The 26346-nt window shown below is 61.6% G+C and carries 20 protein-coding genes; 7 read left to right on the top strand and 13 right to left on the bottom strand.

Translation table 11 applies throughout. The annotated features are described in order from the left end of the window. Positions 1-389: 389 nt before the first annotated feature. The 10 genes from K5Y35_RS24400 to tssB form a co-directional block, all read right to left on the bottom strand. A complete protein-coding gene (locus K5Y35_RS24400) occupies positions 390-932 on the bottom strand; it encodes a toxin-antitoxin system YwqK family antitoxin (RefSeq protein ID WP_222833182.1) in 543 nt (180 codons plus the stop codon). Between the two features lie 12 nt (positions 933-944). Further along, positions 945-2954 (bottom strand): type VI secretion system tip protein VgrG, encoded by a 2010-nt coding sequence (gene tssI, locus K5Y35_RS24395; RefSeq protein WP_222833181.1) that lies wholly within the window; start codon positions 2952-2954, stop codon positions 945-947. Positions 2955-2977: 23 nt separating this feature from the next. After that, positions 2978-4258: an endonuclease/exonuclease/phosphatase family protein gene (locus K5Y35_RS24390; RefSeq protein ID WP_186747647.1), complete on the bottom strand. Its 1281-nt coding sequence runs from the start codon at positions 4256-4258 to the stop codon at positions 2978-2980. A 66-nt stretch (positions 4259-4324) separates the two neighbouring features. Then, on the bottom strand, positions 4325-6868 hold the full coding sequence (tssH, locus tag K5Y35_RS24385; protein ID WP_123467673.1) for a type VI secretion system ATPase TssH: 2544 nt from the start codon (positions 6866-6868) through the stop codon (positions 4325-4327). A 2-nt stretch (positions 6869-6870) separates the two neighbouring features. Then, complete coding sequence (gene tssG / locus K5Y35_RS24380) at positions 6871-7896, bottom strand: type VI secretion system baseplate subunit TssG (protein ID WP_222833180.1); 1026 nt, start codon at positions 7894-7896, stop codon at positions 6871-6873. Continuing rightward, positions 7860-9653 (bottom strand): type VI secretion system baseplate subunit TssF, encoded by a 1794-nt coding sequence (gene tssF, locus K5Y35_RS24375; protein ID WP_222833179.1) that lies wholly within the window; start codon positions 9651-9653, stop codon positions 7860-7862. The genes tssG and tssF overlap by 37 nt, the downstream gene beginning before the upstream one ends. After that, positions 9637-10080, bottom strand: a complete 444-nt coding sequence (tssE, locus tag K5Y35_RS24370; RefSeq protein ID WP_123467679.1) for a type VI secretion system baseplate subunit TssE — start codon at positions 10078-10080, stop codon at positions 9637-9639. The genes tssF and tssE overlap by 17 nt, the downstream gene beginning before the upstream one ends. A 15-nt stretch (positions 10081-10095) precedes the next feature. Beyond that, positions 10096-10593, bottom strand: a complete 498-nt coding sequence (locus K5Y35_RS24365) for an Hcp family type VI secretion system effector (RefSeq protein WP_123467681.1) — start codon at positions 10591-10593, stop codon at positions 10096-10098. Positions 10594-10667: 74 nt separating this feature from the next. Then, complete coding sequence (gene tssC / locus K5Y35_RS24360; protein ID WP_123467683.1) at positions 10668-12152, bottom strand: type VI secretion system contractile sheath large subunit; 1485 nt, start codon at positions 12150-12152, stop codon at positions 10668-10670. A 29-nt stretch (positions 12153-12181) separates the two neighbouring features. Then, complete coding sequence (tssB, locus tag K5Y35_RS24355) at positions 12182-12724, bottom strand: type VI secretion system contractile sheath small subunit (RefSeq protein WP_123467685.1); 543 nt, start codon at positions 12722-12724, stop codon at positions 12182-12184. Between the two features lie 250 nt (positions 12725-12974). Here tssB and K5Y35_RS24350 point away from each other — a divergent pair, with 250 nt between their 5' ends. Genes K5Y35_RS24350 through tssA form a run of 5 tightly spaced genes read left to right on the top strand, consistent with a single transcriptional unit; the run spans position 12975 to position 20458 of the window. Beyond that, complete coding sequence (locus K5Y35_RS24350) at positions 12975-13400, top strand: type VI secretion protein (RefSeq protein WP_128614472.1); 426 nt, start codon at positions 12975-12977, stop codon at positions 13398-13400. Between the two features lie 46 nt (positions 13401-13446). Then, complete coding sequence (gene tssK / locus K5Y35_RS24345) at positions 13447-14778, top strand: type VI secretion system baseplate subunit TssK (RefSeq protein ID WP_222833178.1); 1332 nt, start codon at positions 13447-13449, stop codon at positions 14776-14778. An 18-nt stretch (positions 14779-14796) separates the two neighbouring features. After that, the gene (locus K5Y35_RS24340; protein ID WP_123467691.1) at positions 14797-15561 is read left to right on the top strand and encodes a DotU/TssL family secretion system protein; all 765 of its coding nucleotides are present in this window, start codon (positions 14797-14799) and stop codon (positions 15559-15561) included. Continuing rightward, on the top strand, positions 15558-19379 hold the full coding sequence (locus K5Y35_RS24335; RefSeq protein ID WP_222833177.1) for a type VI secretion system protein: 3822 nt from the start codon (positions 15558-15560) through the stop codon (positions 19377-19379). Before K5Y35_RS24340 ends, K5Y35_RS24335 begins: the two co-directional genes overlap by 4 nt. Continuing rightward, entirely contained in the window at positions 19376-20458 is a 1083-nt protein-coding gene (gene tssA / locus K5Y35_RS24330; protein ID WP_222833176.1) for a type VI secretion system protein TssA, read from the top strand. The genes K5Y35_RS24335 and tssA overlap by 4 nt, the downstream gene beginning before the upstream one ends. Here tssA and K5Y35_RS24325 read toward each other — a convergent pair. From K5Y35_RS24325 to K5Y35_RS24315, 3 genes are all read right to left on the bottom strand, one after another. Then, positions 20455-21423 carry a 2-hydroxyacid dehydrogenase gene (locus tag K5Y35_RS24325; protein WP_128614400.1) on the bottom strand — a complete coding sequence of 323 codons (969 nt, stop codon included), beginning with the start codon at positions 21421-21423 and terminating at the stop codon, positions 20455-20457. The two genes, tssA and K5Y35_RS24325, sit on opposite strands and share 4 nt — an antisense overlap. A gap of 168 nt (positions 21424-21591) precedes the next feature. After that, a complete protein-coding gene (locus K5Y35_RS24320; protein ID WP_123467703.1) occupies positions 21592-22017 on the bottom strand; it encodes a hypothetical protein in 426 nt (141 codons plus the stop codon). Positions 22018-22443: 426 nt separating this feature from the next. Next, a complete protein-coding gene (locus tag K5Y35_RS24315) occupies positions 22444-22827 on the bottom strand; it encodes a tautomerase family protein (protein ID WP_222833175.1) in 384 nt (127 codons plus the stop codon). Positions 22828-23244: 417 nt separating this feature from the next. On the opposite strand from K5Y35_RS24315, the gene K5Y35_RS24310 reads away from it, so the two are divergent. Then, positions 23245-24525 carry an HAAAP family serine/threonine permease gene (locus K5Y35_RS24310; RefSeq protein ID WP_128614397.1) on the top strand — a complete coding sequence of 427 codons (1281 nt, stop codon included), beginning with the start codon at positions 23245-23247 and terminating at the stop codon, positions 24523-24525. Positions 24526-24669: 144 nt separating this feature from the next. Further along, complete coding sequence (locus K5Y35_RS24305; RefSeq protein WP_222833174.1) at positions 24670-26325, top strand: SulP family inorganic anion transporter; 1656 nt, start codon at positions 24670-24672, stop codon at positions 26323-26325. Positions 26326-26346 lie beyond the last annotated feature (21 nt).

Genomic DNA, 26346 nt, shown 5'->3' with positions numbered 1-26346 from the left:
AACGACCGAGCCGATGATGGATTCACTGCATACCTTTCACGCCGGCATAACTCGCCAATCTCCCCCGATCAATTCCCTCTCGGTCGAGGGGAGGGAGAGTGAGCCGACCAAGATGTCTATCGCAATACATCGACCTGAACGACCGAGCCGATGATGGATTCACTGCATACCTTTCACGCCGGCATAACTCGCCAATCTCCCCCGATCAGTTCCCTCTCCGTCGGGGAGAGTGAGCCGACCAAGATGTCTATCGCAATACATCGACCTGAACGACCGAGTCGATAATGGATTCACTGCATACCTTTCACGCCGGCATAACTCGCCAATCTCCCCCGATCAGTTCCCTCTCCCTCGGGGAGAGGGTTAGGGTGAGGGGCTCTTCGAGGTTCTCAGGTCTGCTGCGGATCCGCCCATTGCCGATACCACCACCGCACCCGCGAAATCGGCTTGCCATCCGCTCCCAGCGGCCGGCCATCCTCGGCAAAGCCTTGCTCCGGCTCCAGCAACTGCCCGTTCACATACCGCGCCTCGGCCGCCGGTTTGCCATTGGGATGAAAGCGCTGATAACGCCCCTCACGCACACCATCGCGATAGAACTCCGCCTCAGCCACTTGTCCGTCAGGAAAGTAATTGAACGCCTCGCCATGCAGCAACCCACGGCGGTAGGTCGCCTTGCGTTGCAACCAGCCCTCTGCGGAATAGAAACTCGCGACGCCTTGCACCTTGTCGCGCACAAATGGCATCTGCGCCGAGACCTTGCCATTGGGGTGATAGAGCAGGGAGGTCCCTTGCAGCACCCCGGCGCTGTAGTTGAGGTCTGCCTGCTTGCGCCCGTCATCCTTGATCTGCAGCGGCCCGTCGAGCTGGCCGTCCTGCAGACGCCCCTTGAGCTGCTTGTCATCCTGCTGCAGATCCAGCGGTGTGATCGCCATGAGTGCTCCCTGTCAGTTGACTTGCACCAGCCCGCCCTTGATGGTCAGCATGCCGCCACCATCGACAGTCTGCGAGGCCGCGCCCTTGTTGGTCAGGCTTATCCCGGCATCGTTGGTCAGTGTGGTGCCGGCCTTGTTGTCCAGCGATGTACCGGCCTGATTGGTCAAGGCAGTTCCGGCCTTGTGGGTGATCGAGGTACTGGCCGACGTGGCCAGATCGGCGCCACTTTTGATGGTGAAGCTGCCGCCACTTTGCAGGGTCAGGGTGCCGCTGACCTTGATCGTCAGGTTGCCGTCGACGGTCAGGCTGTAATCGCCGGTGACTTTGTCGGTGTAGTTGCCGCCGGTGCTGTGATTCTGATCGGCACCGACTTTCACCGTGCGGCTGTCCTTGACGTCCAGGGTGTCGCTGCCGGTTTGAATCGTGACGCTGCGTTTGCCTTTCTCCAGGGTCACGGTCTCGTCGCCGTCCTTGACCGTGCGGGTGCGTGCATTCTGTACGGTGAGGGTTTCGTCGTGGCCGACGGTGGCGGTGGTGTCGTTGAGGACATTGATCTTCAGGTCTTTCTGCGCCTGCAAAAACACCTCTTCGGCATCCTTCTTGTCCTCAAAACGCAGCTCGTTGAAACCACCGCCACCCTTGGATGACTGCGTCTTGATCCCCGACTGGGTCTGATTGGCCGGCAAGGCGTAGGGCAGGGCGTTGTCGCCGTTGTACACGCAACCGGTGACCAGCGGCCGGTCGGGATCGCCGTCGATAAAGGTCACGATGACTTCCTGACCGATGCGCGGAATGAACTGCATGCCGAAGCCTTTGCCGCTCCACGGCAACACCACGCGCACCCAGCAGGAACTGGTTTCATCGTTCTTGCCGTCGCGATCCCACGGGAACTGCAACTTGATCCGGCCGTACTCGTCGGTCCAGATTTCTTCGCCAGACTTGCCCACGACAATGGCGGTCTGCGGATGCATGCGCGGTTTCGGCGTGGTGCGTTGCGCGCGGAACGGCGTGGCTTTGGGGATCGCTTCAAAACGGTTGCGATAGCGTTCGTGGCTGACGTCATGGGTGACCCGCGTCACCACCCAGTCGATATTCAGGCTCGCGTCTTCATGCCCGTCGAGGGTGAACCAGTGCCCCGGCACCAGCCAGCGACAGTCGCTTTCACCGACAAAACGTTTCTCTTCGCTGCGCAAACCCTCAACCCGTTGCTTGGTCAGCGCATCGCCCCGGGCCTTGGCGTTGTAACCGCCCGGATGCTCGTAGATCGAACGCGGCCCGGCCACCGCTTCCGCCTGGCCATACAGCGATGTGGTCGGTGTGGTGAATTCGTAATCCGTGGCCCGATACACCCCGGCCACCGCTTGCAGGCACACCTGCCCGGCGCGAATCCCGTGTAACTCACGCTCACCCATTCCCTGACCCAGATACTTGACCTTCGGCCCGTTGGGGATCGCTACGAAGGCGTCGTTGCTGTCACCGAGCACCAGCGTGTGTTTGCCGCTGTCGTGGGTGAAAAACCAGAAAATGCCGTCTTCTTCCAGCAACCGCGAAACAAATGCGAAATCGGTTTCGCCGTACTGCACGCAGTATTCGCGCGGTGTGTAACTGCCGCTCAGCGACAGCTTGAAATCGGTAAAGCCGTGGGCCTTGAAAATCGTCGTGACAATGTCCGAAGTGGCGAGGTTCTGGAACACCCGGTTATTGCTCGCCAGGGTCAGCCACCACAGCCACGGCCTTAACAGCAACTGGTAGCGCTCGGCCGTGGCATCGGCGGGCAGTTGGCGGATTTCGGCAACCAGCGCATCGAACGGGCGCAGTTGCGCGTCATTGTGCAGGGTGGTGGTGACGTGGGTGGCAATGGCACTGGTCAGCGTCAGAGAGGCGCCGTCATTCACGCCGTTGAGGGTTTGCGATCCGAGTGAGTTGAGCGCCTCTTCACCGGACAGTGATTCAGGGTAAAGCGCCGACAGCGAGGGGGCGGTGAGGGAGAGGGTGGTGTTGCTGTCAGTCGAGCGAGTCATGAGCAATCTCGAGGGGGGAAAAACTATTCATAGTCGATACCCGTTACATACAGCGTGAGCTTTGCGCTGCTGCCGATTGCTCCGGACACGGCGGGAAATTCGATGATGGCCGGCCATGTCACGCCAATCTGTTTCTTGAAGCGAAAATGCCCTGTCAGATTGCTCGTTGATGTCACCCGCAAAGTCTTTGCGCTCGTCCAGGCCCAATACGTAGCGTCAAGCGGAGCTTCCATCTCTACCGGTGAAGACTTGAAGGAGCCAAAACGCAGGGTTATCCGCTGCTCACCGGCGCCGAGCCGGTTTTTCAATGCGGCACTCAGATAGGGATCTTCTGCGATATGCACGAGAAAGGTCGCTTCTTCATCATGTCGTTTGCCGAAGTAAAATACTGGGAAGTGGTCGCTGCGAATTACGTCGCCATAACTGATACGTCTGATGGCTTTATAACCGCCGGTACCGTTCGGGATGCACTGCGCTCGGCCGTCGCATTCGCAATTCCAGCGATAGGTATCGGTGACGTAGGCGTAGTCGAGAACCCGAGGGGTGGCAACATACTCGTCCTCGCAGATTCCCTCATCCCACCGATAGCTTGTATTCCAGCTTTCCTGGGAACGCACAGGCACATCAATGCCTTGTTCGTCGTCGAACACATACTCGACATTGTTGCGCCAATCCAGTCTGGCCTCCTTGAGCGTCTTGTTGGTGATCTGAATATGGGTGCCGGCTGTAGCGGGTGGGACGGGCTTCAGCGGTCTGTGCTCGGGAGGCCTGATTTCCTTGTGATTCTCGTGAGGCTCGGCATTCAGGTCGCCGCCGAAGAAAATCAGTTCGCGAAATTTTTCACGCTTGTTGGCAACGATGAAGTTGATGGTTTCGGCCGTGATTTCGGCCGCCTTATAAGATGAGTTGGCATGATAGAAGGCCAGGGCGTCGCCATTGTATTTATGTCGTATGACGATCGGTGCGCGCCGCTCGGAAGCGCCCAGTATGTAGTCGGAGAGCATCTCGAAGGCTCCTGCCAGTTCATTGCGCACGAACACCATCGAACCTAAAGTCGTGTCGATTCGCGCGCCGCCCTCGTTGTCCAGCGCATGCACCAACCGGTATCCGCGCGATTCCAGCAACTTCTCTGCGCTGACATTGGGCGCCCCGGTCGTGCCCGTTTCAAAGAGTGCAAGAATATCGGGCCGCTTGAGCAGCAATACTTTGCTCAGGTAAGCGGCCTTTGCCTGGTATGCCTCTGATTCTTTTTTGCTCTGGTTATGGAAGTGCTGCGTATTCCATATAAGAATTTTGTAGGGCATCGCGAATACCTGCAAAGAAGTCGAACACTTACGAGAAAGGGCGCGACGCAGCTTTTCCTGTGTCGTTCACTCTAAAACCCACTCCGCCAGTTTCCCTGTCACCTGCGTCATCAACACGTTCTCGACATCCCGCGCACCCGCCGCGCTGCACTTGGCGAGTACGGCTTTAACGATTCCCGAATCAAACTCGAACTGTTTGCCCGTTGCCGCCTTGTAACGGCCCCGCAGTTTTTCCAGTTTCGCCAACACAATCCCCTCCAGCGTCGCTTCATCCAGCGGTCGATAGGCGACCACGGTCATGCGCGCCAGAAACGCCGGGCGGAAGGCTTGCAAGAGGACTTTGTGCAGTGCCTCGTTGAAGGCATCCGAGCCGAGTTGCGCGGCGGGTGTATCCAGCAAAAGCTCCGCGCCGACGTTGCTGGTGGCGAGCATCACAGTGTTTTTGAAGTCCACCACCAAGCCGGTGCCATCCTCCATCAAGCCCTTGTCGAAAACGTTGTAGAACGCTTCGAGCACATCCGGATGGGCCTTCTCGATTTCGTCCAGCAGCACCACCGAATACGGTTTGCGTCGCACCGCTTCGGTCAGCACTCCGCCGCTGCCATAACCGACATAACCGGGTGGCGCGCCTTTGAGTTGGCTGACGGTGTGGGCTTCCTGATATTCGGAAAGGTTGATGCTGATCAGGTTGCGTTCGCCGCCGTACAGCGCATCGGCCAAGGCGTAAGCCGTCTCGGTTTTACCGACCCCGGTGGGGCCGACCAGCAGGAACACGCCGACCGGTTTCTGTGGATCGGTCAGACCGGCGCGATACGCCTGCAAGCGCTGGGCAATGGTGTTGAGCGCGGTGCTCTGGCCCATCACCCGTTGGCCCATGCGGGTGCCGAGGGTGCGTACGGCGTGGGCTTCGTCGGCGAGCATTTTGCCAACGGGGATGCCGGTCCAGCCGGCGATCACCGCAGCGACGGTTTTTGCGTCGACCTGTTCGGGCACCAGCGGATCGTCCTGGCGAATCGCGTCCAGTCCCGCCTCGAGGCGCAGCAGTTCGGCGGCCAGGTGGTCGATGCGGCTGTCGGTGGCTTCATCGGGTTTGTCGCTGTCGGCGCGTTCGCTCAAGTCGAGCAATTCGCGGCGGGTGTCGAGCAGTTCGCGCACGGCCACGCGTTCTTCGCTCCAGCGGGTTTCCAGTTCGCGGATCGCCTGCACGTTGCCCTGCGATTCGCTTTCCAGCAGGGTGATGCGTTCGCGGTGATCGAGGCCTGTGGCTTGCTCGCGGCGCAGGCGTTCGACTTCGTCCTTGAGGCTGTTTTGCCGATGACGCAGGCTTTCCAGCGGCGGCGGCACATCGTGCTGGCCGAGGGCGACTCGGGCACACGCGGTGTCGAGCACGCTGATGGCCTTGTCCGGTAACTGGCGACCGGAGATGTAGCGGTGCGAAAGTTTCACCGCTTCGTGGATCGCCGCATCGAGCACTTGCACGCCGTGGTGCTGTTCAAGTTTGGCGGCAACGCCACGGAGCATTTCCACGGCGGTGATTTCGTCCGGCTCTTCCACCTGCACCAGTTGAAAACGACGGGCGAGGGCCGGGTCTTTCTCGAAGTATTTTTTGTACTCCATCCACGTTGTGGCCGCGAGCGTGCGCAACTCGCCACGGGCCAGCGCCGGCTTCAGCAGGTTGGCCGCATCGCTGCCACCCTCGGCACCGCCGGCACCGATCAGGGTGTGGGCTTCGTCGATGAACAGGATGATCGGTTTGTCGGCACTGCGGACCGCGTCGATCACGCCTTTGAGCCGTTGTTCGAACTCGCCTTTGACCCCGGCGCCGGCCTGCAACAGGCCTAGGTCGAGCACACGCAGGCTGACCTCCTGCAACGACGGCGGCACGTCACCGGCGGCGATGCGCAAGGCCAGGCCTTCGACCACGGCGGTTTTGCCCACGCCCGGTGCGCCGACCAGAATCGGGTTGTTCTGCCGGCGGCGTAGCAGGATGTCGATGCATTGACGGATTTCGCCATCGCGACCCACGATCGGGTCGATGCGCCCGGCATGGGCATCGGCGGTCAGATCCTGGGTGTATTGATCCAGCACCGAATCCTGTCGTGGCGCAGGATTTCCAGAGGAAGCCGCGGAACGCGGGCCGACATGCTCACGGGAGTTTTCGGTCCACTCCAGCAAGTTCGCCCGCAGCGCTTCTTTGGGAATTCGCAGTAACGACGAGGCGCTGTTGAGCAGCAGACTGCGGCGCTCATCACGGTCAATCAGTGCCAGCAACAACAACCCGGAACGAATGCTGTCGAGCCCCAGCACACTGGCCTGCACCACCGCATCTTCGAGCAGGCCCAAGGTGTGCGATGACAGCGCTGGCGTGCGCGTGCTGCCGGCCTTGAACAGGTCGAGTGCCTTGTTGATTTCCGCACTCAACGCATCCCGTTCCAGCCCGAAACGCGGCAGCAGAAAAGCAAAGTCGCCACCCTCAATGTCGAGCAATTCCAGCAACAGGTGTTCGATCTCGACAAAGTGATGGCCGCGCTGCAAACAGCGTTGCGCGGCGCGTTCGAGGGCGCGGCGGTTGTCCGGGTTGAGGCGTCCGATCAGACTGGCCAGTTCCATTTTCAGGTGATCTCCAGCTGACGCAGACGGGTTTCGATGCGTTGCACGGCAAGGCTGGCCTGGCGTTGCAGGCCGCCGTTCCAGCTCAGCAGCGTCGGCACCTGCCGGCCGAGTTTCAGCGGCCCGGCACCGCGCACCAGCAACACCAGTTTCACGTCCAGATCCGGGCCGAAATACAACGCGGCAAGGCTGGCCAGCGCCGGATGCACTTCGCCATCGGGGAGGAACCGTGCGGCCTGCGCCGACGGCAATGGCCCCAGTGTCAGGCGAATGCCGGCGTGCTCATCCCAGACCCGCGTGCCGGCCACCGCTGTACGGCCCAATTGCAGGTTGCGGCCGCCGGCCTGCATCAGGCTGCGGCTGGCCACTGGAATTTCGCGCCAGGCACCTTCGTAGGCACTCAGCGCGACCGGCACGGCAAACTGTTCGCGGACAATCGCCGCGAACCCGGCCAGCGAACGGCGGCCATCGGCGAACAACGCGGTGCAGGCCAGCACCGCGCAATCCGGCACGGCCTCGCGCTCCTGCAACGACTTGGGTAACAACCCGGTCAGTGCGCGCAATTGCGCCTGCACCGGCGACGCTCCCGGCGTGACGAAACCCAAGGCTATCCGGTGTTTGCGCATCACCTTGTACAGCAGGCTGAGCAGGCGATGCTGGAACAGATCGAGGAACTCGGCCGGCGCATGATCCTTGGCCCGGGCGCGTTGTTGCAGCCATTCCTGATAGGCGTAGGGCAGGGGGCCGTCGGGACCGCCGAGGCCGAACACCGGCGTGTCGAGGGTCAGCGGCTCGCCCGGCGCTTCGCGCAGGCTTTCGATCTGGCTGGCGGCGAACATCGGCGTCAACGGCCCACGCAGTTTCACCGCTTCGGCCTGGGGCGAAGTGCCGCTGCCGAGGGATTCGGCCTGCGGCTGTTCGCGCTCCAGCAGCAACAGCGCCTGCAACAACTCGAACGCCTGCGGATCGCGGCGCAGACGCTGGCTCAGGGTCAGAGCGACAGGGGCATGCCGGCTTGGGGTTGCCATGCCTTGACCTCCTTGTCGTCCTGTATCAATACCGTGCGCACAAAGCGATTGGCCGTGGCGTACAGCGAAAAGAACTGCGCCAGCACGGCGCAAAACAACACCGCGCTACTGCCGACAAAGTGCTGCGGATCGAGCTGCACTTGCACCTCCAGACCATTGCGCCAACCGCGCCAGGCGTCAGCCCCGACGTGACCGATGATCCGCTCGGCATGCAGGCTCAACAGGCCTTCGATCTGGCGCAGGGCACTGGCTTCATCGCGCAGGTTGTGCAACTGCAGAATTTCTTTCAGCGCATCGAGCGCCTGTGGGCCTTCGACCAGTGACAGGTGATTGAGGGTCAGTTGCGACACCAGCCGCCAGCGTGAATCACCGTCCAGCCGTGGCAGACTTTGTGGACTGGGCGGGTTGCGCAGACGCGCCCAGGCCACCGGTCCTGGGCGCTCGAATCCCAACGGTGTGCCGGCCGGCAGGCTTTGCGCCAGGTGGCGATTGGTGCAGAGCAGTTCGGCGGTGAGGCTGTAATCGGGCAAGTCCGTCTGCGGCTCGAAACGGGTGTCGACCACGCTGACCAACAGGTCGCTGCCGAGGCGGTTCGGTGTCATGCCGCTGACCCGTCGTGCATGCCAGTAACGCTGCTGATCGCCACCGCTGTGCTGACTGCCGTAGTAGGCCGGCAAGCGTTGCACCCCCGCGCTGGAGCTGGCGCGCATGCCACGAATGCTGTGGATCTCGACGCTGTTCTCGCGGTGGCTGTCGGCAATCAGGCGGTATTCGCTGTGGGTCCCATCGGGACGCAGTGGCTCGGAGGTCCGCGGAAACAGGTTGATCACCGGCGCGCAACCGAGGGCGATATCACTGGCCTGCAAATGCAGGCGACTGCCTGGAGCGCGGTCGAAGACGATGTACAGATACAGCGTCTGGCTGTCGCTGGTCACGCCGCGCAAGGGCAGGTCGAAGAAGTGGAATTTGTCCGCAAAGGCAAAGTATTCGGCCAGCAGGCGCATGCCCGGATGCACACCGTCTTCGTCGGGTAACAGCGCTTCGTCGTCGGCAAATCCGACAATCTGCGGCAGACCTTTCAACGGCGTCGGAACGCTGCCCGGTGAGCCGGCCAGAACCTGCATCGCATGGGCACCGAGCAAGTCATAGAGGCAGGCATTGATCACCGGCGACGCAGCCAGGTGAATGCGCAACTGTTCGATGCCGAGCCCCGCCCATTGGCTTTCGCCCAGGCAACGCAGGCTCAGGCGCAAGGCCGAGCGCGACTGTGCAACACCCGTCAGCGCCTGGGCTTCGTCACTGCCGAGGATCAAGGCTTCAGTCACTTCGACAGGCCACAAGTGCACGGCAGCCGTGCTGCGAAAGTGAATGCTCTGGCCCTTGTCGGTGGTGACGAATAATGGCGTGTCGCGGGGCAGGGGATAGCCCTCGTCGAGGTTGCCTTTGCTCGGGTCCGGCTCGAACTGGACGATGGCGCAGGAGGGCAGCGGGCGCATGGCCAAGGGATAAAGCTGTTCGAGCAGCGCGTCGCTGAATTCGGCGTAATCGTCATCCAGGCGTCGTTGCAGACGGGCGGCGAGCAGGGCAAAGCCTTCCAGCAAACGTTCGACATGCGGGTCGGGGCATTCACCGGGTGACAACTCCAGGCGCCGCGCGACTTTCGGATAGCGTTCGGCAAACTGGCTGCCGGCGTGTCGCAGCCAGGTCAGTTCGCGTTGGTAGTAATCGAGCAGTTGCGCGTCAATCGAGTCGCTCATGGCGCACCTCCAGGCCCTGGCCGCCGGGCTCGATGACAAACGCCACCGGCCAGTGTTGCTGGCCACTGCGCAACTCGCCGAGCAGGCGAATGCTCAATTGTTGCGGGTGTTCGGGCACCGGATTGACCTGCACCTCGCCGAGTTTCAGGCGCGGTTCGAAATGGGTGATGGCTTCGCGGATGTCCCGCGCCAGTTGCCGGCGGTCATCGCTGCGCTGTTGTTGCAAGGCGCTCCAGTCGGCGATGCCGTAGTCGATCACGCTGGGTGGCCGGGTCAGTGGGCGTGAGCCGCGACGGGTGTTGAACAGGCGCCCGAGCTCGGCATGCACCGAGTCGAGCAACGCCTGCCGATCAAACTCCCGTGCGCCCTCGGCCTCGCTGGACGCGAGGCGTTCGAACAGCGGCGCGCGGATCCCGGTGCCAGCCATGGCCAGGGCGACCGGTTACTTGCTGGCCTTGTTGGCCGCCAGATCCCAGACCGTACCGGCGGTGCCTTCCTTGGTGCCGTCGTCTTTCTGCGCGGTGAGTTCCCATTTGATTTTGGTGAAGTTCAGCGACAGGGTTTCCACCGGTTTGCCGCCGGTACCGCCGCTGACACTGACGTTGGACAGCACGACATTGGTCAGGGTGTAGATGATGAATGGCATCAACTGCCCGCTGCCCTCGGCGGCATTGCGGCCGATGGTGATCTTCGCTTCGGGAATCGGTTTGCCCGCGCAGCAGTATTCGTTGAGCGACGGCGTTGAGCTGTCGACGAATTTGGTCAGGGTGAATTCACCAATGTGTGGCCGGCCCGACGTGCGCTCCGAGTTGCTGACGTCATTGGTGACCTGCATGGCCACGTTGTGGCTGTAGGACATGACTTCGATCTTGTCCTTGTAACCCTCGAGCAGGCTGTCGCCTTTGATGTCGCCACCGAGGTCGAGAATGATTGCATCCATCGCTTGAAACTCCTGAAAGGTATCACGCTAGATATAGGGCAGGCCCCCGCCGCACGGGCGGCGGGGGCAGCAGGTCAGGCAGCAACCGGTGGCGGCAAGGTCGCCACCAGGCGAATCGACGCCGTCAGTTCCTCCAGCTGAAAGTGCGGCCGCAGGAACACCGTCGCGCGGTAGGCCCCCGGCTTGCCGGCCACCTCGGTGACATCCACCCGCGCTTCGCGCAACGGGTACTGCGCCTTGATTTCCTGCGGCGCGTTGTCGTTGATCAGCACGTAGTCGGCGATCCAGTTATTGAGGTAGGTCTGCACGTTGTCGCGGGTCATGAAACTGCCGACCTTGTCGCGCATGATCACCTTCAGGTAATGGGCGAAACGCGAGGCTGCGAGCACGTACGGCAACATCGCCGAGATCCGCGCGTTGGCATTGGCCTCGTTGGTGTTGTAGACCTTGGATTTATTGGTGGTCTGGCCACCGAAGAACACCGCGATGTCGCTGTTTTTCTTGTGGCACAGGGCGATGAAACCGAGGTCGTTGAGTTCCTTCTCGCGGCGGTCGGTAATGGCCACTTCGGTCGGGCATTTCAGCGACAGGTCGCCGGAGCTGGTCCGGAAGGTGTGCGCCGGCAGGCCTTCCACCGCACCACCGCCTTCAGCGCCGCGAATCGCCGCGCACCAGCCATACTTGGCAAACGCTTCGGTGATGCGTTGCGACAGTGCCCACGCGGCATTGCCCCACAGGTATTTGCTGTGGTCGGTGCCGTTGACGTCTTCGACGTAATTGATGCCTTCCACCGGTGAAGTGTCCGGGCCATAGGGCAGGCGCAGGAGGAAGTGCGGCAGCACCAGCGACACATAACGCGAGTCTTCGCTCTCGCGGAACGAGCGCCACTTGATCAGTTCCTGACTCTCGAAAACTTTCGACAGATCGCGCGGCACCGCCAGTTCGGTGAAGCTGTTCATGTCAAACAGCCGAGGACTGGCGGCGGCAATGAACGGTGCGTGCGCGGCGGCGGCGACGTTCGACAGTTTCTCCAGCAGGCCGATGTCCTGCGGGTGACGACCAAAGGTGTAGTCACCCACCAGCAGGCTGAACGGATGCCCGCCGAAGGTGCCGTATTCCTCTTCGTAGATCTTCTTGAACAGCGCGCTCTGGTCGAATTCGACGGCTTTTTCCAGATCGTTCTGCAGCTCTTTCTGCGTGACGTTCAGCAGGCGCAACTTGAGGCGGGTGCTGGTTTCGGTGTTCTGCACCAACATGTGCAAACCGCGCCACGAGGCTTCGAGTTTTTGCAGATCGGGGTGGTGTAGCACCTCGTTGAGCTGAGCGCTGATCAGTTCGTCGATCTGGCTGATGCGGTCGTTGATCATCGCCACGGTGTCCTTGTCGATGGCCATGCCTTCGTCGAGCACCTGGGTGGCGAATTCCGCGAGCATGTCGCGGGCGTAATCCTGCTGACTGTCATCGTGGGCCATGCGGCCTTCGGCGATGATCCGGTCGAGCAGGGATAAAGTCTCGGCTGCAGCATTGTCGCTGGCTTGATTCTGGGCGGCGGCGGGCATGACGGATGCTCCCTCGGTTAAGTGGATGATCAGGCTTGCGGTTCGGCCGGCGCCTCGGCATCAGCTGCCGGGGTAGCGGTGTCCGGGCGGGCCGACTTGATCTCTTGCAGGCCTTCGGTGTTGGCGATCACGTCGCGCAACAGCTTGTCCAGATCATCGTTGCCGTCGAGTTTGGTCAGCAGATCGCGCAGACGCTGGCGAGCCTCGAACAGGCGCCGCAGCGGCGTGACTTGCTCGACCACCTTGACCGGATCGAAGTCGTCGATGTGCTTGAAGTTGAGTTCGATGTTGAGCTTGCTGTCGTCGCCGCTCAGGGTGTTGTTGACTTGCAGCGTGGCGCGCGGGCCGATCGAGGCGAGCACTTCGTTGAAGTTGTCGCGGTCGATTTCGGTAAACCGCCGTTCATTCAGTTTTGCCAATGGCTCAAGCGGTTTGCCCGAGAGGTCGGCGAGGATCCCGACTACCAGGGGCAATTCCTTTTTCTCGATGGCGTTGCCGATTTCGACGTCGTAGGTGATTTGCACCCGGGGCGGGCGCACCCGGTCGAGCTTGTGCTGAGTACTTTCTGCCATGACGGCGGACTCCGATGCGTTGGGCGGGCGCAATGCATCGGGAGGCCCGTTCATCGCTTTCCCTTACTGGACCGTAGGTTAGAAAGGGGAGCAGATGACCTGTCGTTCCTTTGACAAACCTTCCTCATTCGGCGGTAGCAGCCGAACTACCCAAGACGCTAGAACAGGTCTATAAAAATGCAAGCAAAAACATTTTTGGACAGGGTCGGGAAAAGGAAAATTCATTTTGTACGGACGTTTTTTTGTAGCGATGGTGTTTGCGCTCATGGCCGGCTGTTCCTTCTTCGGGCCGAAGGTGGACCTCGACAGCCTGACCCTCGACGTCGCACCGAAGGCCAATGACGACACGCCGATTGCTGTGGATTTCATTGCGGTCGCCGATCCGGATCTGCTCAAGCAACTCTCGGGCATCAGCGCCAGTCAGTGGTTTGCCGGACGCGAGCAGTACCAGCGCGACTATCGTCAGTTGATGAGTGTGTGGGGACTGGAGCTGGTGCCGGGACAATTCATCGACCGCCAACCCTTCCCGCTGGGGGGCAAGAAGGCCGCTGGACTTTTGGTCTTCGCCAGCTATAACACACCCGGAGCGCACCGATTGCGCCTCGATGACCAGAGCGAAGCGTGGCTGAAATTCGACAGTCGCGAGATGACGCTGGTCAATCCCACCGAGCACTGAAACACCACCGCTGCCGCCGGATCGCGGCGTAGTCGAAGGGAGTCGTATGAGTCTGCTACCTGACGCGGTTTGCTGGCACGAAGGCATGCAATTGCTGCCGCAGCATTTTCAGTTGCAAGGGCTGCGGGCCGAAGCGCTCGGGGCGCATCTGGCGCAGGCGTGCAACCCGTGGTTCTGGGGCGTCAGCCATATGGAATTCGACCCGTCGGCGCTGAGCGCAGGCGTGGTGCGGGTGGTGTCGCTGCAAGGCACTCTGCCCGACGGTTTGCCGGTGGACTTGCAGGCCGGGATCGGCCCGACCCTGGAGCTGGACGTCAGCACCGCGATCGACGCCACCGACGATGCCACCGTCACCGTGTATCTGGCGATCAGCCCGATGTGGCGCGCCGGGCAATTGCTGCCGCTCAAGGGCCGTTTGCAGTCGGTGGTCGGCGAGGCCTTGCCGGACCTCACCAGCGGCGAATTCCCTGAGTCGATCACGGTCTGGCGACCCAACCCACGGCTTTGCACGCAACTGAACAAGGCGGATTCGATCTGCCTGCCGCTGTTGAAGATCCGCAAGGAGGGTGGTGGTTTTCTGCCGCTGACCTACACCGCACCCACGCCGCTGCTGTTGCCGGAGTCGCCACTGGGCCGCCGCATCGCCGGACTCTGCGCGCGGGCGCGGGAGAAGTGCCTGTTTCTTGGTGGCCGCTTGCGTCAGGCGCAACAGGCCGGCAATCAGGACGATGCCCTGGAAATCCGTCGCCAGTTGGCCGCACTGTGGGCGCGTCTGCCGGAAGTCGAAGGTGCACTCAACAGCCGCATCGCCCACCCGCAAAGTCTCTACGTGCACTTGCTCGGTCTGGCTGGCGCGTGGTCGGCGCTTGATCCGCTGGCCGGCGTGCCGGCGTTTGCGCCGCTGGATTTTCTTGAGTTGCAACGCGGTTACGACGCCGTGTTGCAGTGGCTGGAAACCACCCTGGAACTGATCCGTGCCGGTTATCGCAGCCTGCCATTCGAACGCAGTGAACAGCACTTTTCGATCCAGTTGCCCGACGAGCAGCCGAGCCAGCGTCTGGTCATCGGCCTGCGCATGCCCAACGGCGCCAGCGAGCAGGCTGCCGGCGACTGGCTGCGTGGCGCGATCATCGCTTCGGCGCCGCATATCGCCATGCTCAGCCGTCAGCGCATGAGCGGTTTGCCCCATCAGGCGATGAGTCGCAGCGAACAAGTGGCCTACAGCGTTGGCGATGACACGCGCCTGTTTGTGGTCACGGCCGAAGGCGCCTGGTTCGACGCCCAACTGCCGCTGACCATCGCCGCGCCTGCCGCGAAGCTGACCAGCAGCCCTTGGCAGGTGGTGCTGTTTGTCGCCCAGAACAGTGAAAGTGCCTGATCACACAAGGAACGCCGTATGTCGCAGGGAAGTGCCGCAAGCCTGGGGTTGCAGGACGCACCGTTGAGCAGCGCGTTCCGCCAGACGTGGCAGCAATGGCAACAGGATTGGGCACAATTGCCCAAGGACAGCGAGGACGAAGCGGCGCTGGTGGAGACCGTGGTCGAGCTGTCGACCCAGGCTTCGCAGCGACTGTGGCGCACGGCGTATTCGCGGGTCGGCGACTCGGCGACCGAGCAGGTCAAGGCGCTGGTGTACGCGTTCGTCGCACTGGTCGATGAAACCCTGCTGTTCAGCCCGTGGCCGGGACAAGCGGCGTGGCAGGACAAACCACTGGAGTCGCGGCTGTATTCCAGTCGCCAGGCTGGCGAGCAAGTGCCGGCGGCCATTCAAACCCTGCTCGATGAACAACAACCGACCACCCGCGACCTGGCCAACGTGTATTTGCAATGCCTGATCCTGGGCTTTCACGGGCGTCTGCGCGGCGAACACAGCCAGGCGCAGCTGGCGAAATGGCGGCTGGCGCTGTTCAACTTTGCCTGGCAGGACGACGCCACTTACGACGATGTCAGTCAGCGACTGGTGCAGCCGTCGCTGGCCGCGCCGTTGCAGTTGCCGGTCCGTACGGCGCTGCCGGACGGCTTTCGTCTGGCGCTGGGCATTCTGGCAATGGTGTTGCTGTTGACCGGGTTCGGCCAGTTGCTCTGGCGTGACATTCGCTCCGAGCTGGAGCCGGTGCTGCAAATGACCGATTCCGTGGCCACGCCGGAGCAAGACTCATGAGCACCCTGACGATTGTCGCGTGGGTCGTCGGGTTGCTGTTGCTGCTGGTGATCATCGCTGTGGCGGTGTGGTGGCTGCGCACCCAGAGTGGTGCGGCGATCCGCAGTTTTTATGCGGCCGTACGCCATATGGAACAGGAGCAGGGCAGTCGCGACCGGTATGAGATGCCGTGGCTGCTGATGCTCGGCGATGACACTCAAGGTACGCAGCTGGTCACTGAATGGCATTTGCAACCCACCGACAAACCGGCGTGGTTCGGTCGTTGGTGGTCGGACCCCGAGGGCGCGGTGCTGGTGGTGCCGCAGGCGCTGTTCTTGCCGGACGACGGCATGCATCTGCAACGCGGTGGCTGGTGGCGGCTGCTCGGGTTGATCCTGCGCCTGCGCAGTAAACGTCCACTGGACGGCGTGATCTGGACCGTGCCGGTCAGCCACCTGAGCAATCTGGAGCAGGCAGCGAGCCTCGGTCTGGCCGCACGCCGCCGCTTCATCGATCTGCTGCAACGCTTTGGCTTGAGCGTGCCGGTGTACGTGATCGTTACGGGACTTGAAGAGTTGCCGGGGTTTCAGGAGCTGATTGATGCCTTGCCCGATGAGGCTCGTGAACGCACCTTGGGCTGGTCGTCGCCCTACGCGCGCGATGCCGTGTGGCAAGGGCAGTGGAGCGATCAGGCGCTGGATCGTATTCATCGTGCCGTGGCTGAAGCAGTGATCGAAATCGGCACCTTGTCCGGGCATCTGAGCGCCGATCTGTATGCGTTGCCCGAGCGTCTGGAAACCCTGCGCCGTGGTTTGCAGAGTGTGCTGGAGCCGGTTTTTCAGGGTAATGCGCAGGGTGAGGCGCCGTGCTTTCGCGGGGTGTACTTCAGTGCGAGTCAGGCGAGCGAGGACGCCAGGGACGGTTTTTCCGCCGATGACAGCGGTTTGCAGCAAAGTGTGTTCGTGCGCCAGTTGTGGCGTCAGCGTCTGGTCGGCGAACGGGGCCTGGCGCAAGGGGTGCCGCGCCTGTTGCGCCTGCGTCAGCGCTGGCAACGGCTGACCGCCGGGGTGGCGCTGGTGGTCGGGGTGATCTGGGCGGTGGCGATGCTGTGGGTCTGGCACCAGTCGGTCAAGGATGCCCACGAGCTGGCGCGGCTGATGCAGGGGGCGCAGAAGAGCTACGTGGCGGTCACCGATGACGCACATCGGCTCGAGCCGACCCGGCGCAACGTGCAGAGTTTCTGGCGGGTGCTGGAGCGTGCGCCGCACTGGCACTATGTGTCGCTGGCGTTTCCGACCTCGTGGTTTTCCTCCCTCGACACTCAGCTCGAACAAGAGGTGTTCAAGTCAACGCAACGCCACATGCTCGTGCCTCTGCACGAGTGGCTGGTCGACGAACTGGACAGGATCAAGGCGATCCGCGCCACCGACCGACGCAGCAGCCTCGAAAGCGAAGACCCGGCGCAGTGGCAGAACTATCAGAAGGCGAGCGATCTGGTCGACCGCGCGCTGCGCCTCGAGTTGCAAAACCAATTGTTCGGGGAGGTCCAGAACAATCAACGGGCGCCGCTGGATGACCTGGTGAAACTGAGCAACAGCGCGCTGTCGCTCAATCTCAACGCGGCGACCTTGCCCCATGCGGCGTACTACAACCGCCTGCTGGCAGCGGGGGATGGCGGCGATTTGCAAGCGCTGGATCTAAGCGTCGAGCGGCCCTTGATCACCAGCCACTTTACCGGGCTGATGGAGCGTTGGCTCGATCAGTACTTCCTCGCCGACAACTTCGTCAGCAAGGCCGGATATCTCAAGCTGCACCTGGAGCAACTGGAGGCCGGCAGCGGCAACAGCCTGACCGAACTGGAAGACCTGCGGGCACTGATCGACGACCTGCAAGCGGCGATCGCCCTGACCAATTCCACCTGGAGCCGCGGCAAAGGCCAGGAACTGGTGCCGGGTTATCGAGAGTTTCTCGACAAGGTGCACAAAAGCATCTTGCTTGGCCCTGCCGTCGAGCAGCAACTGGAGGCCCAGGCGAGCAAGTTGCAGCAAAGTTTCCGCGATCAGTGGATCGCCCAGGTCGGCTCACGCGGCAACTTGCTGATCCAGCAGGGCAGTGGGCAACTGGCGTTGCAGGAACATGTGGTCAAACTCGACAACGCGGTGCAGGCGCTGTTCAAACGTGACTTCGTTTCGGTCGCTCTGCGCGCCAGTCAGGACAGCGCCAATCTGCGAGGCCAGACCGTGGATGGCGATGACCTCAACACCTCGTTGAATTACTTCTCCAGTTACAAGAGTTACATCGCCGAAGAACTGCCGCGCATTCCGCCGGCTTATCGCGAAGCCTTGCTGCAAACCGCCGAAAGTGCTGCCGCGCAGGCGATGTGGCTGAGCCTCAAGGATCACGACGATCAAATGCATCCTTATGCGGTGTTCAATGTACAGGCCGAGCAGGCGATGGCGTTGCAAAAGGCCTTTGTCGAAGTGCATCGCAACGATCTTGCTGCGCGGCTGCAAGGCGCCCTTAATCGTCGGGCACTGGCGCAAATCGTTGGCGGTCTGGATGAAATCACCGCGCAACCGCTGTTCGCCGGACGCACCGAAATCAGCCAGTGGGACGGCTCGAAAAACCTCGGCCTGCAACTCTATGGCGCCAACGATGTGCAGGACTTGAAGCTGAGCCTCAAGCAGCAGTTCAACACCATGCTCGGCATCACCGAACGGCGCACGTCGGCATTGCAGTGGTTGATGGCCCAACAGGGCAATCTGTCGGCGCTGGATTACGAGCGGGTCACCCAGTTCAGCGCACTCAATGACGAATTGCTCAAGTACAAGGAGGCGAACCCGGCGAGTTCACCGGCGCAGATCGAGCAACTGGTCAGCCGCGATTTCATCGAGATGGACACCGCCTCCTGCGTGCAGGTCCTGCAGACCGCCAACCTTGCTGCTGGCCGCGGGACCCTGGCGATGCGTGCGGTGGAATTGCAGCAGTCGGCCATGCAGCGTTGCCAGTACCTGCAGCAACAGCAGGCTGCGGCGGCGTGGAATGAACTGGCCAATTACTTCAATCAGTACCTGGCCGATCGCTTCCCCTTCGCCAACGGCGTGCAGGCGCAGGATGCCGACCCGGCGCGGGTCCAGCATTTTCTCGAGATCATCGACAAACGCCTGCCGGTGGCCCAGGCCGGGCTGGTGCTGAGCCAGACTCCCGAACGCCAGGCGGCAGAAGACTTCCTCAACCGCTTGAAGCAGGCCAGCACGTGGCTGACGCCGCTGTTCGTGCGCGACAAGAGTGGCATTCTCGGCGTTGAACTTGATGTGCGCTGGCGTACCGATCGCGAGGACGAAAAGGGCGCCGATCAGGTGATTGCCTGGGGTCTGCTCGCTGGCAGTCAGCAGATCAACTATCCCGCCGCCGAGCAACCGAACCTGCGCTGGATGGTCGGCCAGCCTGTTCGCCTGACCCTGCGTTGGGCGCGCAATGGCAAGGAACGTCCAGTCAACGATCCGCTGCAACCGAACCTGGTGGTGCGTGATCTGGAAGCCGGTTGGGAATACGGCGGGCCGTGGTCGTTGCTGCGCATGATGCGTGCGCACTTCTCTGTGCAGCGTCAGCCGAGCATGGATTACACCGATTTTCCACTGACCTTGCGCCTGCCGGTGACGGCCTCGACAGATAGCGTCACCAGCGAATTCACGCGGATGTACGTGCGGCTGTCGCTGATGAGTCAGGGCTCGAAACTGCCGCTGGCGATTGCGCCGCTGCCGACCCGCGCACCGCGTTCACCGTTCCAGTTCACCGGCACCACGGCCGCCATTGAAACGCAGAAGGAGGGCCTGTGAGCCTGCCATTAACCCAATTGCCGGACTTGATTGATCAGTTGCTCGCACCGATCAGCGCCGAAGCGCCGTGTGGCGTCGATTTGCGTTATGAACGCGAGTTTGATCAGTTGCGTGATCTGCGTCGCGAAGATGATGCGAGCTTGCCGACCGGGGTCTGGCAGTCGACGCTGAAGCGGGCGAACTGGCCGGAAGTGGAGAAACTCACGACAACGTTATTGCTGGAACGCAGCAAGGACCTGATGCTCAGCGCCTGGCTGGGCGAGGCGTGGCTGCACCTGCAAGCGCTGGATGGACTGCCCGGCAGCCTGGCGTTGATCGCCGGGTTGTGCGAACGCTTTCCCGAGCATCTGCACCCGCAGGCCGAGGACGGCGATCAGTCCTGGCGGGTCATCCCGCTGGAATGGCTGGTGCGGCGTTACAGTGAAATCCTGCTGACGCGGGTGCCATTGTTCGGCACCCGTAACAGTGATTTCGAGAGCTGCACCCTTGAGGTATGGCGGCGCTTGCAGCTGCAGCAGGTACAGGTCAACGACAGTAAAAATGCCAAGACCTCGGCGGAAACCGCGCGCAACGAACAGAAGAAACTCAACGAACAGATCCGCGCCACGCCGTTGGCCTTTTGGCTGCGCACCCAGGGCAATCTGCTGCTGAGCCTGCAACATCTGCAACGGCTCGACACCTGGAGCGATGCCTATCTGGGCGAACAGGGCCCAGGGTTGCGGCCGTTGCAGGAAACTATTCAAGCGCTGCTGACGCTGGTTCAGGAGTTTATCGCCATGCACCCACAACAACCGGCGCCGCCACCGCCGCTCGCCGAAGCACCGCCCGCTGTCGCGCAGCCTGAAGCGCAGGCGCCGGTTGCGCAGGTATTCCGCGAACCGGCCAGCCGTGAGGAGGCTTACCGGCAATTGCTGCTGATTGCCGAATACCTGGCCCGCACCGAACCCCACAGCCCGGTGCCGTATCTGATCCGGCGCGGGGTCGAGTGGGGCAACAAGCCGCTGAGCGAACTGCTCGGTGAATTGATCTCCGCCGATGCCGAATCGCGACGCCTGTGGACCTTGCTTGGCGTGCTTTAGTGCACGCGCTGGTTGGAGATTCGCGGCGGCAGGGCAATGGGGGTCAGCACCGGTTGCCCGGAGAAAAACGCCACGAGGTTTTTCCCCACCAGTTCCACCGTGCCTTGGGTGGCTTCCGGTGACAACCCGGCGACATGTGGCGTGAGCAACACGTTGCTGAGGGTTTTCAGCGCGTCGGGCACTTGTGGCTCATGATCGAACACGTCCAGTGCAGCGCCGGCAATGCGCCGTTGCTCGAGGGCGGCGATCAGATCTGCCGTGGCAATCACACTGGCGCGGGCGATATTGACGATAAAGCCTTTCGGCCCGAGGGCATCGAGCACCGCGCGCGTGACCAGCGATTGCGTACCGATGCCGCCGGGAGTGGCGACGACGAGAAAATCCGAGGCTCTTGCCAGATCGGTCGGGGTCGAGCAAAAGGCGTAGGGCACGTCAGTGCGCACCTGGCGGCTGTGGTAACTGATTGCCATGTCGAAGCCCAGGTGGGCGCGTTTGGCAATCGCCATGCCCACCGCGCCGAGGCCGAGAACCCCCAGGCGTTTGCCCGCCAGCGACGGGCGCATGATCTTCGGCCACTCGCCCCGGCGCACCGCCGCATCGCAGCGCGGAATATCCCGCACCAGCGCCAGCAGCATGGCCATGGCGTGGTCGGCCACCGACGAGGCGTTGACCCCGGCGCCATTGGTAACGGTAATCCCGCGGTCACTGGCGGCTTGCAGATCGACCTGCTCGTAACCGGCGCCGATCACCGTGATGATCTTCAGCGCGGGCAGGGCGGCGATTTCTTCGGCGGTCAGGCCCAGTGGCCCCCGGGTCAATACGGCGTCGATGCGGCTACCCTGGCTGGCGATGGCCTGCGCGCGTTCGGCCGGCGTCGGCGCGAGAATCAGATGAAAGCCCTGATGTTCGAGAATCGGCAGATAGTCATTGATGGTTTCAACCAGTACCAGAACGGTGGCGGGCATTGCGCGGCTCCTGAGATCGTCGGCGGGGTTGGTTCGCGAAAGTCGTAGCAGAGTGCTGATTGCGGAGCGGCCTGGCAATCTTTGTCATTCGCGCTGTGATTGATTCTGGACGCCTTCGCGCAAGAAGCAAGCGCACCGCAATACCGGCCATCCAGTGTGCCGGCATGATCACTGGGCTGCCCGGGCCCTGGTTTGTTCGGCGAGGGCAATCGGTTTGAAATCATAAGTGGGATAGAACTCGGTCCGGTAACTGCCCCACGCGGTGTTCTCCAGGGCGAGGTTGACTTCCGCCAGACGCGAAGCCGGGAAGCGCACGGTGACCACCTGGCCGATGCCCATCATGATGTTCCAGCTCACCACTTCGACGCCGGCCGGGGGGAAGGTTTCATAGAACCCCTGGCGAGCGAGCTGAGCCTTGATTTCGCTTAACGGTCGCGACTGATCGTGTTTCAGAAACACGGTGAGCATCATCGCGTTGTCCGGAGTGGCAGCCGCATGGTTTGCCGCTGGAGTGACGGCTTGTGCATGAACAGCGGTGCAGCAGACCGAAGCGACCAGCGCGGTCGACATCAGCAGTGTTTTAAGTTTTTGCATGGTGGGCATCCCGTTTTATTGTTTGATGGTCGCCCGGGGTTTCATCGGGCCGGTATTCATTGCCATATTCGTCGCGGGAAAATATAGGCCCGGATTGAAAGTCTGTTCAATGGCGGGGAAGTTGCTTGTAACAAATAAACTTTTAGTCACGTTTTGTTATGGTTTTATAAGGTGTTTTTAGTTGTAGGAAATATCTGAGTTCTTTGATGATTTATACGGTGGGTAATATTCTTTTCGCGCGATACAGGTGCGGGTTATTGCCAGTCACAATAAATACTTAAACAAAGTTGTAGGAAAACGAGCGCCAATAAAAGAGGGCATTGACGCCGCCGCACTTTGGTGCAACGGCGCAGCCCCGGCTCAGAACGTCCCATCGACACTGGTGAGCAGCCCTGCGAACGCCGCGTGGCGGGAGGGGAAGGGCGGTCAACTGGCGTATTGCGCGATGCCATTGCCGAACGACCAGTTCTCTTTTTTCACTTCCACCAGATTGATGAACACGTCTTCGAGACGGATGCCCAGTTGGGTGTTGAGGCTTTGGGCGATGGTCTGGTAGAGCGCTTTTTTCTGCTCCAGGGTGCGGCCTTCGTTGAGCGTTATCTGGATGATTACCAATTGGTCTGTGCGCTGGATGCCCAGGTACTGCGGGTCGAAGATGAAGTGCTCGCCATCGTGCTCGGCAAGGATCTGGAAGTTGTCGTGCTCCGGCACATTGATGGTGCTGCGCATGGCGGCGTAGACCTGTTCACCGATGCGTCTGGAGAAGTGGGGGTCGGGGTTTTGTTTGATGTCAACGCGAACCAAAGGCATGGGAGGGCTCCGCAGGGCAGGGGACTCATCTCACGCTAGATCATGTGCCCCAAATTGAAAGGCTTGGGTGCTTGAACACGAGGCAATTTCTCAAAGGTCCCTGTGTTCGCTGAAGAGGTCAGCGGTCTGTGCTGCGCGCAGATTCGCTCTGAATGATTCAGGTTCGCCGTGAAACGCGTGCTTGAACTCGAAAAGATGTATCAAAAACGACATTTCAGGTGTCTATCAGCGACAGCTTTATTCCCAAAAGCGACAACCCGTTGATCTGCACCGCACAACCATTCCTCAGCTAAGTCTTTGCTTCTGCTCATTTATCGCGGAGAATCGCGCCCCTGTTTCGGCCGGGGCATGTCTGTCGGTTTTTTCCGATGCGTCCTGACCGAGTGGCAAGTGACCGGAATGCGGAGATCCGACCGGATGAATGATCAGGCCAAAAGCGTCGATCAACGCTTTGATGCAGCAGCACCCGCTGAACTTTCGAGCTGGAATCGCCAGGACACCACCTGGATGTTGGGACTGTTTGGGACGGCCATCGGCGCCGGTACCCTGTTTTTGCCGATCAACGCAGGGCTGGGTGGCTTCTGGCCGCTGGTGATCCTTGCGCTGCTGGCTTTCCCGATGACGTTCTACGCACACCGTGGCCTGACCCGCTTCGTGCTCTCCGGTCGCGAAGGCGCCGACATCACTGACGTGGTCGAGGAGCATTTCGGCATCAAGGCCGGGGCGCTGATCACCTTGCTGTATTTCTTCGCCATCTTCCCGATCCTGCTGATTTACAGCGTTGGCCTGACCAACACGGTCGCGAGTTTCCTTGAACACCAACTGCACATCACGCCACCACCGCGCGCGTTGCTGTCGTTCGTGCTGATCCTCGGCCTGCTGGCCGTGGTGCGTTGCGGTGAGCAGGCGATCGTCAAGGCGATGAGCCTGATGGTGTATCCGTTTATCGTTGCGCTGCTGTTTCTGGCGGTGTATCTGATTCCGCACTGGAACGGCGGCATCCTGACCACCGCTTCGCAGGTGCCCGCACCGTCGGCGCTGCTGCACACCCTGTGGCTGGCGATTCCGGTGATGGTGTTCTCGTTCAACCACTCGCCGATCATCTCGGCCTTCGCGGTGGATCAGAAGCGTCGTTACGGGGTTCACGCCGAAGAACGCAGCTCGCAGATCCTGTCCCGTGCGCACCTGTTGATGGTGGCGATGGTGCTGTTCTTCGTGTTCAGTTGCGTGCTGACCCTGTCGCCGGAACAACTGGCCGAAGCCAAGGCGCAGAACCTGTCGATCCTGTCGTACCTGGCCAACCACTTCAGCAACCCGACCATCGCGTTTGCCGCGCCGCTGATTGCGTTTGTGGCGATTTCCAAGTCGTTCCTCGGTCACTACATCGGTGCCAGTGAAGGCTTGAAAGGCCTGATCGTCAAAAGCGGCAAGCGTCCGGGTGCCAAGGCGCTGGATCGCATTGTCGCGGCGTTCATGCTGGTCATCTGCTGGATCGTCGCAACGCTGAACCCGAGCATCCTCGGCATGATCGAGACCATCGGTGGTCCGGTGATCGCAGCCATCCTGTTCCTGATGCCGATGTATGCGATTCGCAAGGTGCCGGCGATGGCCCGTTATCGTGGTCAGGCGTCGAACGTATTTGTCACCGCAGTGGGGCTGGTGGCGATTTCGGCGCTGGTTTATTCGCTGAGCGCTTAAGGCGAGATCAAGAGATCGCCGCCTGCGGGGTTTTATGTGCACCCGCAGGTGCTGCCGAGGGCGGCGATCTATTGCTTTTCAGCTACAGTAGGCCGCTGCGCATCCGTGATGCGCAGCGGCTTTTTTTCGTCTGGAGACAGTGGATTGTCGAGCGCGCCCCAAGCTGTAGAACCACCCAATCGCTGGCAGGACATTCTCGCCGGACTGTCGATTGCCGGCCTGTTGCTGCCCGAAGCCGTCGCCTATTCGACCATCGCCGCATTGGCGCCCCAGGCCGGGGTAATTGCCTTGTTTGCGGGTTTGCTCTGCTATGGGCTGTTCGGCACCAGCCGTTTCGCCATCGTCTCGGCGACGTCATCGTCAGCTGCCGTGCTGGCGGCGGCCACGGCATCGCTGGCCAATGGCGATCCGCAACTGCGCGCTAGCCTGGCGATCGGCCTGGTGCTGGTCACGGGTGGGTTGTTTCTGCTGGCGGGGATCTTTCGTTTTGGTAGCGTTACCGCGTTTATCGCCAAACCGGTGTTGCGCGGATTTGCCTTCGGTCTGGCGCTGACCATCATTATCAAGCAGGTCGCCAGCGTCGTCGGCGTGCATTTGACCGACGCGAATCTGGTGCGCTTCGCCCCGCAATTGCTCGAACAACTGCCGCAATGGAACTGGCCGGCGGCCGCTGTCGCTGGCGTCGCGCTGGTGTTGTTGGGGCTGTTTTCGCGATTCCCCCGAGTGCCCGGTGGCTTGCTGGTGGTCGGCATCGGCATCGCCGTCGGGCAGTGGCTGAACCTGCCGGCGTATGGCGTGAAGATGATCGGGTTGATTGACCTGAGTCTGGAGGTGCCGAATCTGCCGGTGTTGCCGTTCGCTGACTGGCTCCGGTTGGGTGAAGTGGCGTTCGCGATGGTGATGATTCTGTATGCCGAGTCCTACGGTTCGATCAGCTCGTTTGCGCTCAAGCATGGCGACCGCGTCACCTCCAACCGCGATCTGCTGGCACTCGGCGCCTCGAATCTGCTGTCCGGATTGTTCCACGGCATGCCGGCAGGGGCGGGCTATTCGGCGACTTCGGCGAACGAGGCCGCGGGGGCAACGTCACGCTGGTCGGGCGGGGTAGCGGCGCTGGTGGTGCTGGTGATCGTACTGACGGTGCTGCCATGGATCGCCCTGACGCCGGAGCCGATTCTGGCGGCGATCGTCATGCACGCCCTTGGCCGCGGCTTGAGTCTGCAGCCGCTGGGCCGCTATTTCATCTGGCGTCGGGACCGGGTGCTGGTGTTGTGCGCGGTGGCGGCGGTGCTGGTGCTGGGTATTCTCGACGGCTTGCTGGTGTCGGTGGCGATCAGCGTGTTGCTGATGCTCAAGCAGATGTCAGCGGCGGATATTCAGGTGCTCGGGCGGATCGACGGCGGGCACGATTTTGTCGATTTGCAGCGCCATCCAACGGCGATGGTTGAGCCGGGCGTGTTGATCTTGCGACCCAGCGAGGCGCTGTTTTTCGCCAATGTGGAGCGAATTCTCGGTGCGGCGCTGCACTTGATACGTCATTCGGACGCGCCGCTGCATACGGTGATCATCAGTCTGGAGGAAAGCCCGGACCTGGACGGTACCAGTATCGAGGCGATGCAGGAGTTCTTCCTGCGCGTGCATCAGGAAGGCAAGCGGTTGATTCTGGCGCGGCTCAAGCATGAGGCGCTGGCTGCGCTGGAAGCGTTGCCGGAGGTGACGGCCAACGGGGTGGTCCTCAGCGGACTGAGCGTTGATGGCGCGGTGCAGCAGGCCCTCAAGCTCAACACTGGCCCCTTATAGGCCTTCGCTATTTTCAACGTA

Source organism: Pseudomonas sp. SC3(2021) (assembly GCF_019856535.1).
Lineage (GTDB): Bacteria > Pseudomonadota > Gammaproteobacteria > Pseudomonadales > Pseudomonadaceae > Aquipseudomonas > Aquipseudomonas monsensis.
Note: the sequence above shows the minus strand (reverse complement) of the source record. Positions and strands in the feature narration are given on the sequence as shown.

What these genes read in the sequence shown, in the direction of transcription:
- tssK (WP_222833178.1), top strand. Translation starts at nt 13,447, where the DNA reads ATGAGTCTGCTACCTGACGCGGTTTGCTGGCACGAAGGCATGCAATTG.
- tssI (WP_222833181.1), bottom strand. Translation starts at nt 2,954, where the DNA reads ATGACTCGCTCGACTGACAGCAACACCACCCTCTCCCTCACCGCCCCC.
- tssG (WP_222833180.1), bottom strand. Translation starts at nt 7,896, where the DNA reads ATGGCAACCCCAAGCCGGCATGCCCCTGTCGCTCTGACCCTGAGCCAG.
- tssF (WP_222833179.1), bottom strand. Translation starts at nt 9,653, where the DNA reads ATGAGCGACTCGATTGACGCGCAACTGCTCGATTACTACCAACGCGAA.
- K5Y35_RS24350 (WP_128614472.1), top strand. Translation starts at nt 12,975, where the DNA reads ATGGTGTTTGCGCTCATGGCCGGCTGTTCCTTCTTCGGGCCGAAGGTG.
- K5Y35_RS24390 (WP_186747647.1), bottom strand. Translation starts at nt 4,258, where the DNA reads ATGCCCTACAAAATTCTTATATGGAATACGCAGCACTTCCATAACCAG.
- K5Y35_RS24365 (WP_123467681.1), bottom strand. Translation starts at nt 10,593, where the DNA reads ATGGATGCAATCATTCTCGACCTCGGTGGCGACATCAAAGGCGACAGC.
- K5Y35_RS24320 (WP_123467703.1), bottom strand. Translation starts at nt 22,017, where the DNA reads ATGCAAAAACTTAAAACACTGCTGATGTCGACCGCGCTGGTCGCTTCG.
- K5Y35_RS24315 (WP_222833175.1), bottom strand. Translation starts at nt 22,827, where the DNA reads ATGCCTTTGGTTCGCGTTGACATCAAACAAAACCCCGACCCCCACTTC.
- K5Y35_RS24335 (WP_222833177.1), top strand. Translation starts at nt 15,558, where the DNA reads ATGAGCACCCTGACGATTGTCGCGTGGGTCGTCGGGTTGCTGTTGCTG.
- tssE (WP_123467679.1), bottom strand. Translation starts at nt 10,080, where the DNA reads ATGGCTGGCACCGGGATCCGCGCGCCGCTGTTCGAACGCCTCGCGTCC.
- K5Y35_RS24400 (WP_222833182.1), bottom strand. Translation starts at nt 932, where the DNA reads ATGGCGATCACACCGCTGGATCTGCAGCAGGATGACAAGCAGCTCAAG.
- K5Y35_RS24325 (WP_128614400.1), bottom strand. Translation starts at nt 21,423, where the DNA reads ATGCCCGCCACCGTTCTGGTACTGGTTGAAACCATCAATGACTATCTG.
- K5Y35_RS24310 (WP_128614397.1), top strand. Translation starts at nt 23,245, where the DNA reads ATGAATGATCAGGCCAAAAGCGTCGATCAACGCTTTGATGCAGCAGCA.
- K5Y35_RS24340 (WP_123467691.1), top strand. Translation starts at nt 14,797, where the DNA reads ATGTCGCAGGGAAGTGCCGCAAGCCTGGGGTTGCAGGACGCACCGTTG.
- tssB (WP_123467685.1), bottom strand. Translation starts at nt 12,724, where the DNA reads ATGGCAGAAAGTACTCAGCACAAGCTCGACCGGGTGCGCCCGCCCCGG.
- tssH (WP_123467673.1), bottom strand. Translation starts at nt 6,868, where the DNA reads ATGGAACTGGCCAGTCTGATCGGACGCCTCAACCCGGACAACCGCCGC.
- tssC (WP_123467683.1), bottom strand. Translation starts at nt 12,152, where the DNA reads ATGCCCGCCGCCGCCCAGAATCAAGCCAGCGACAATGCTGCAGCCGAG.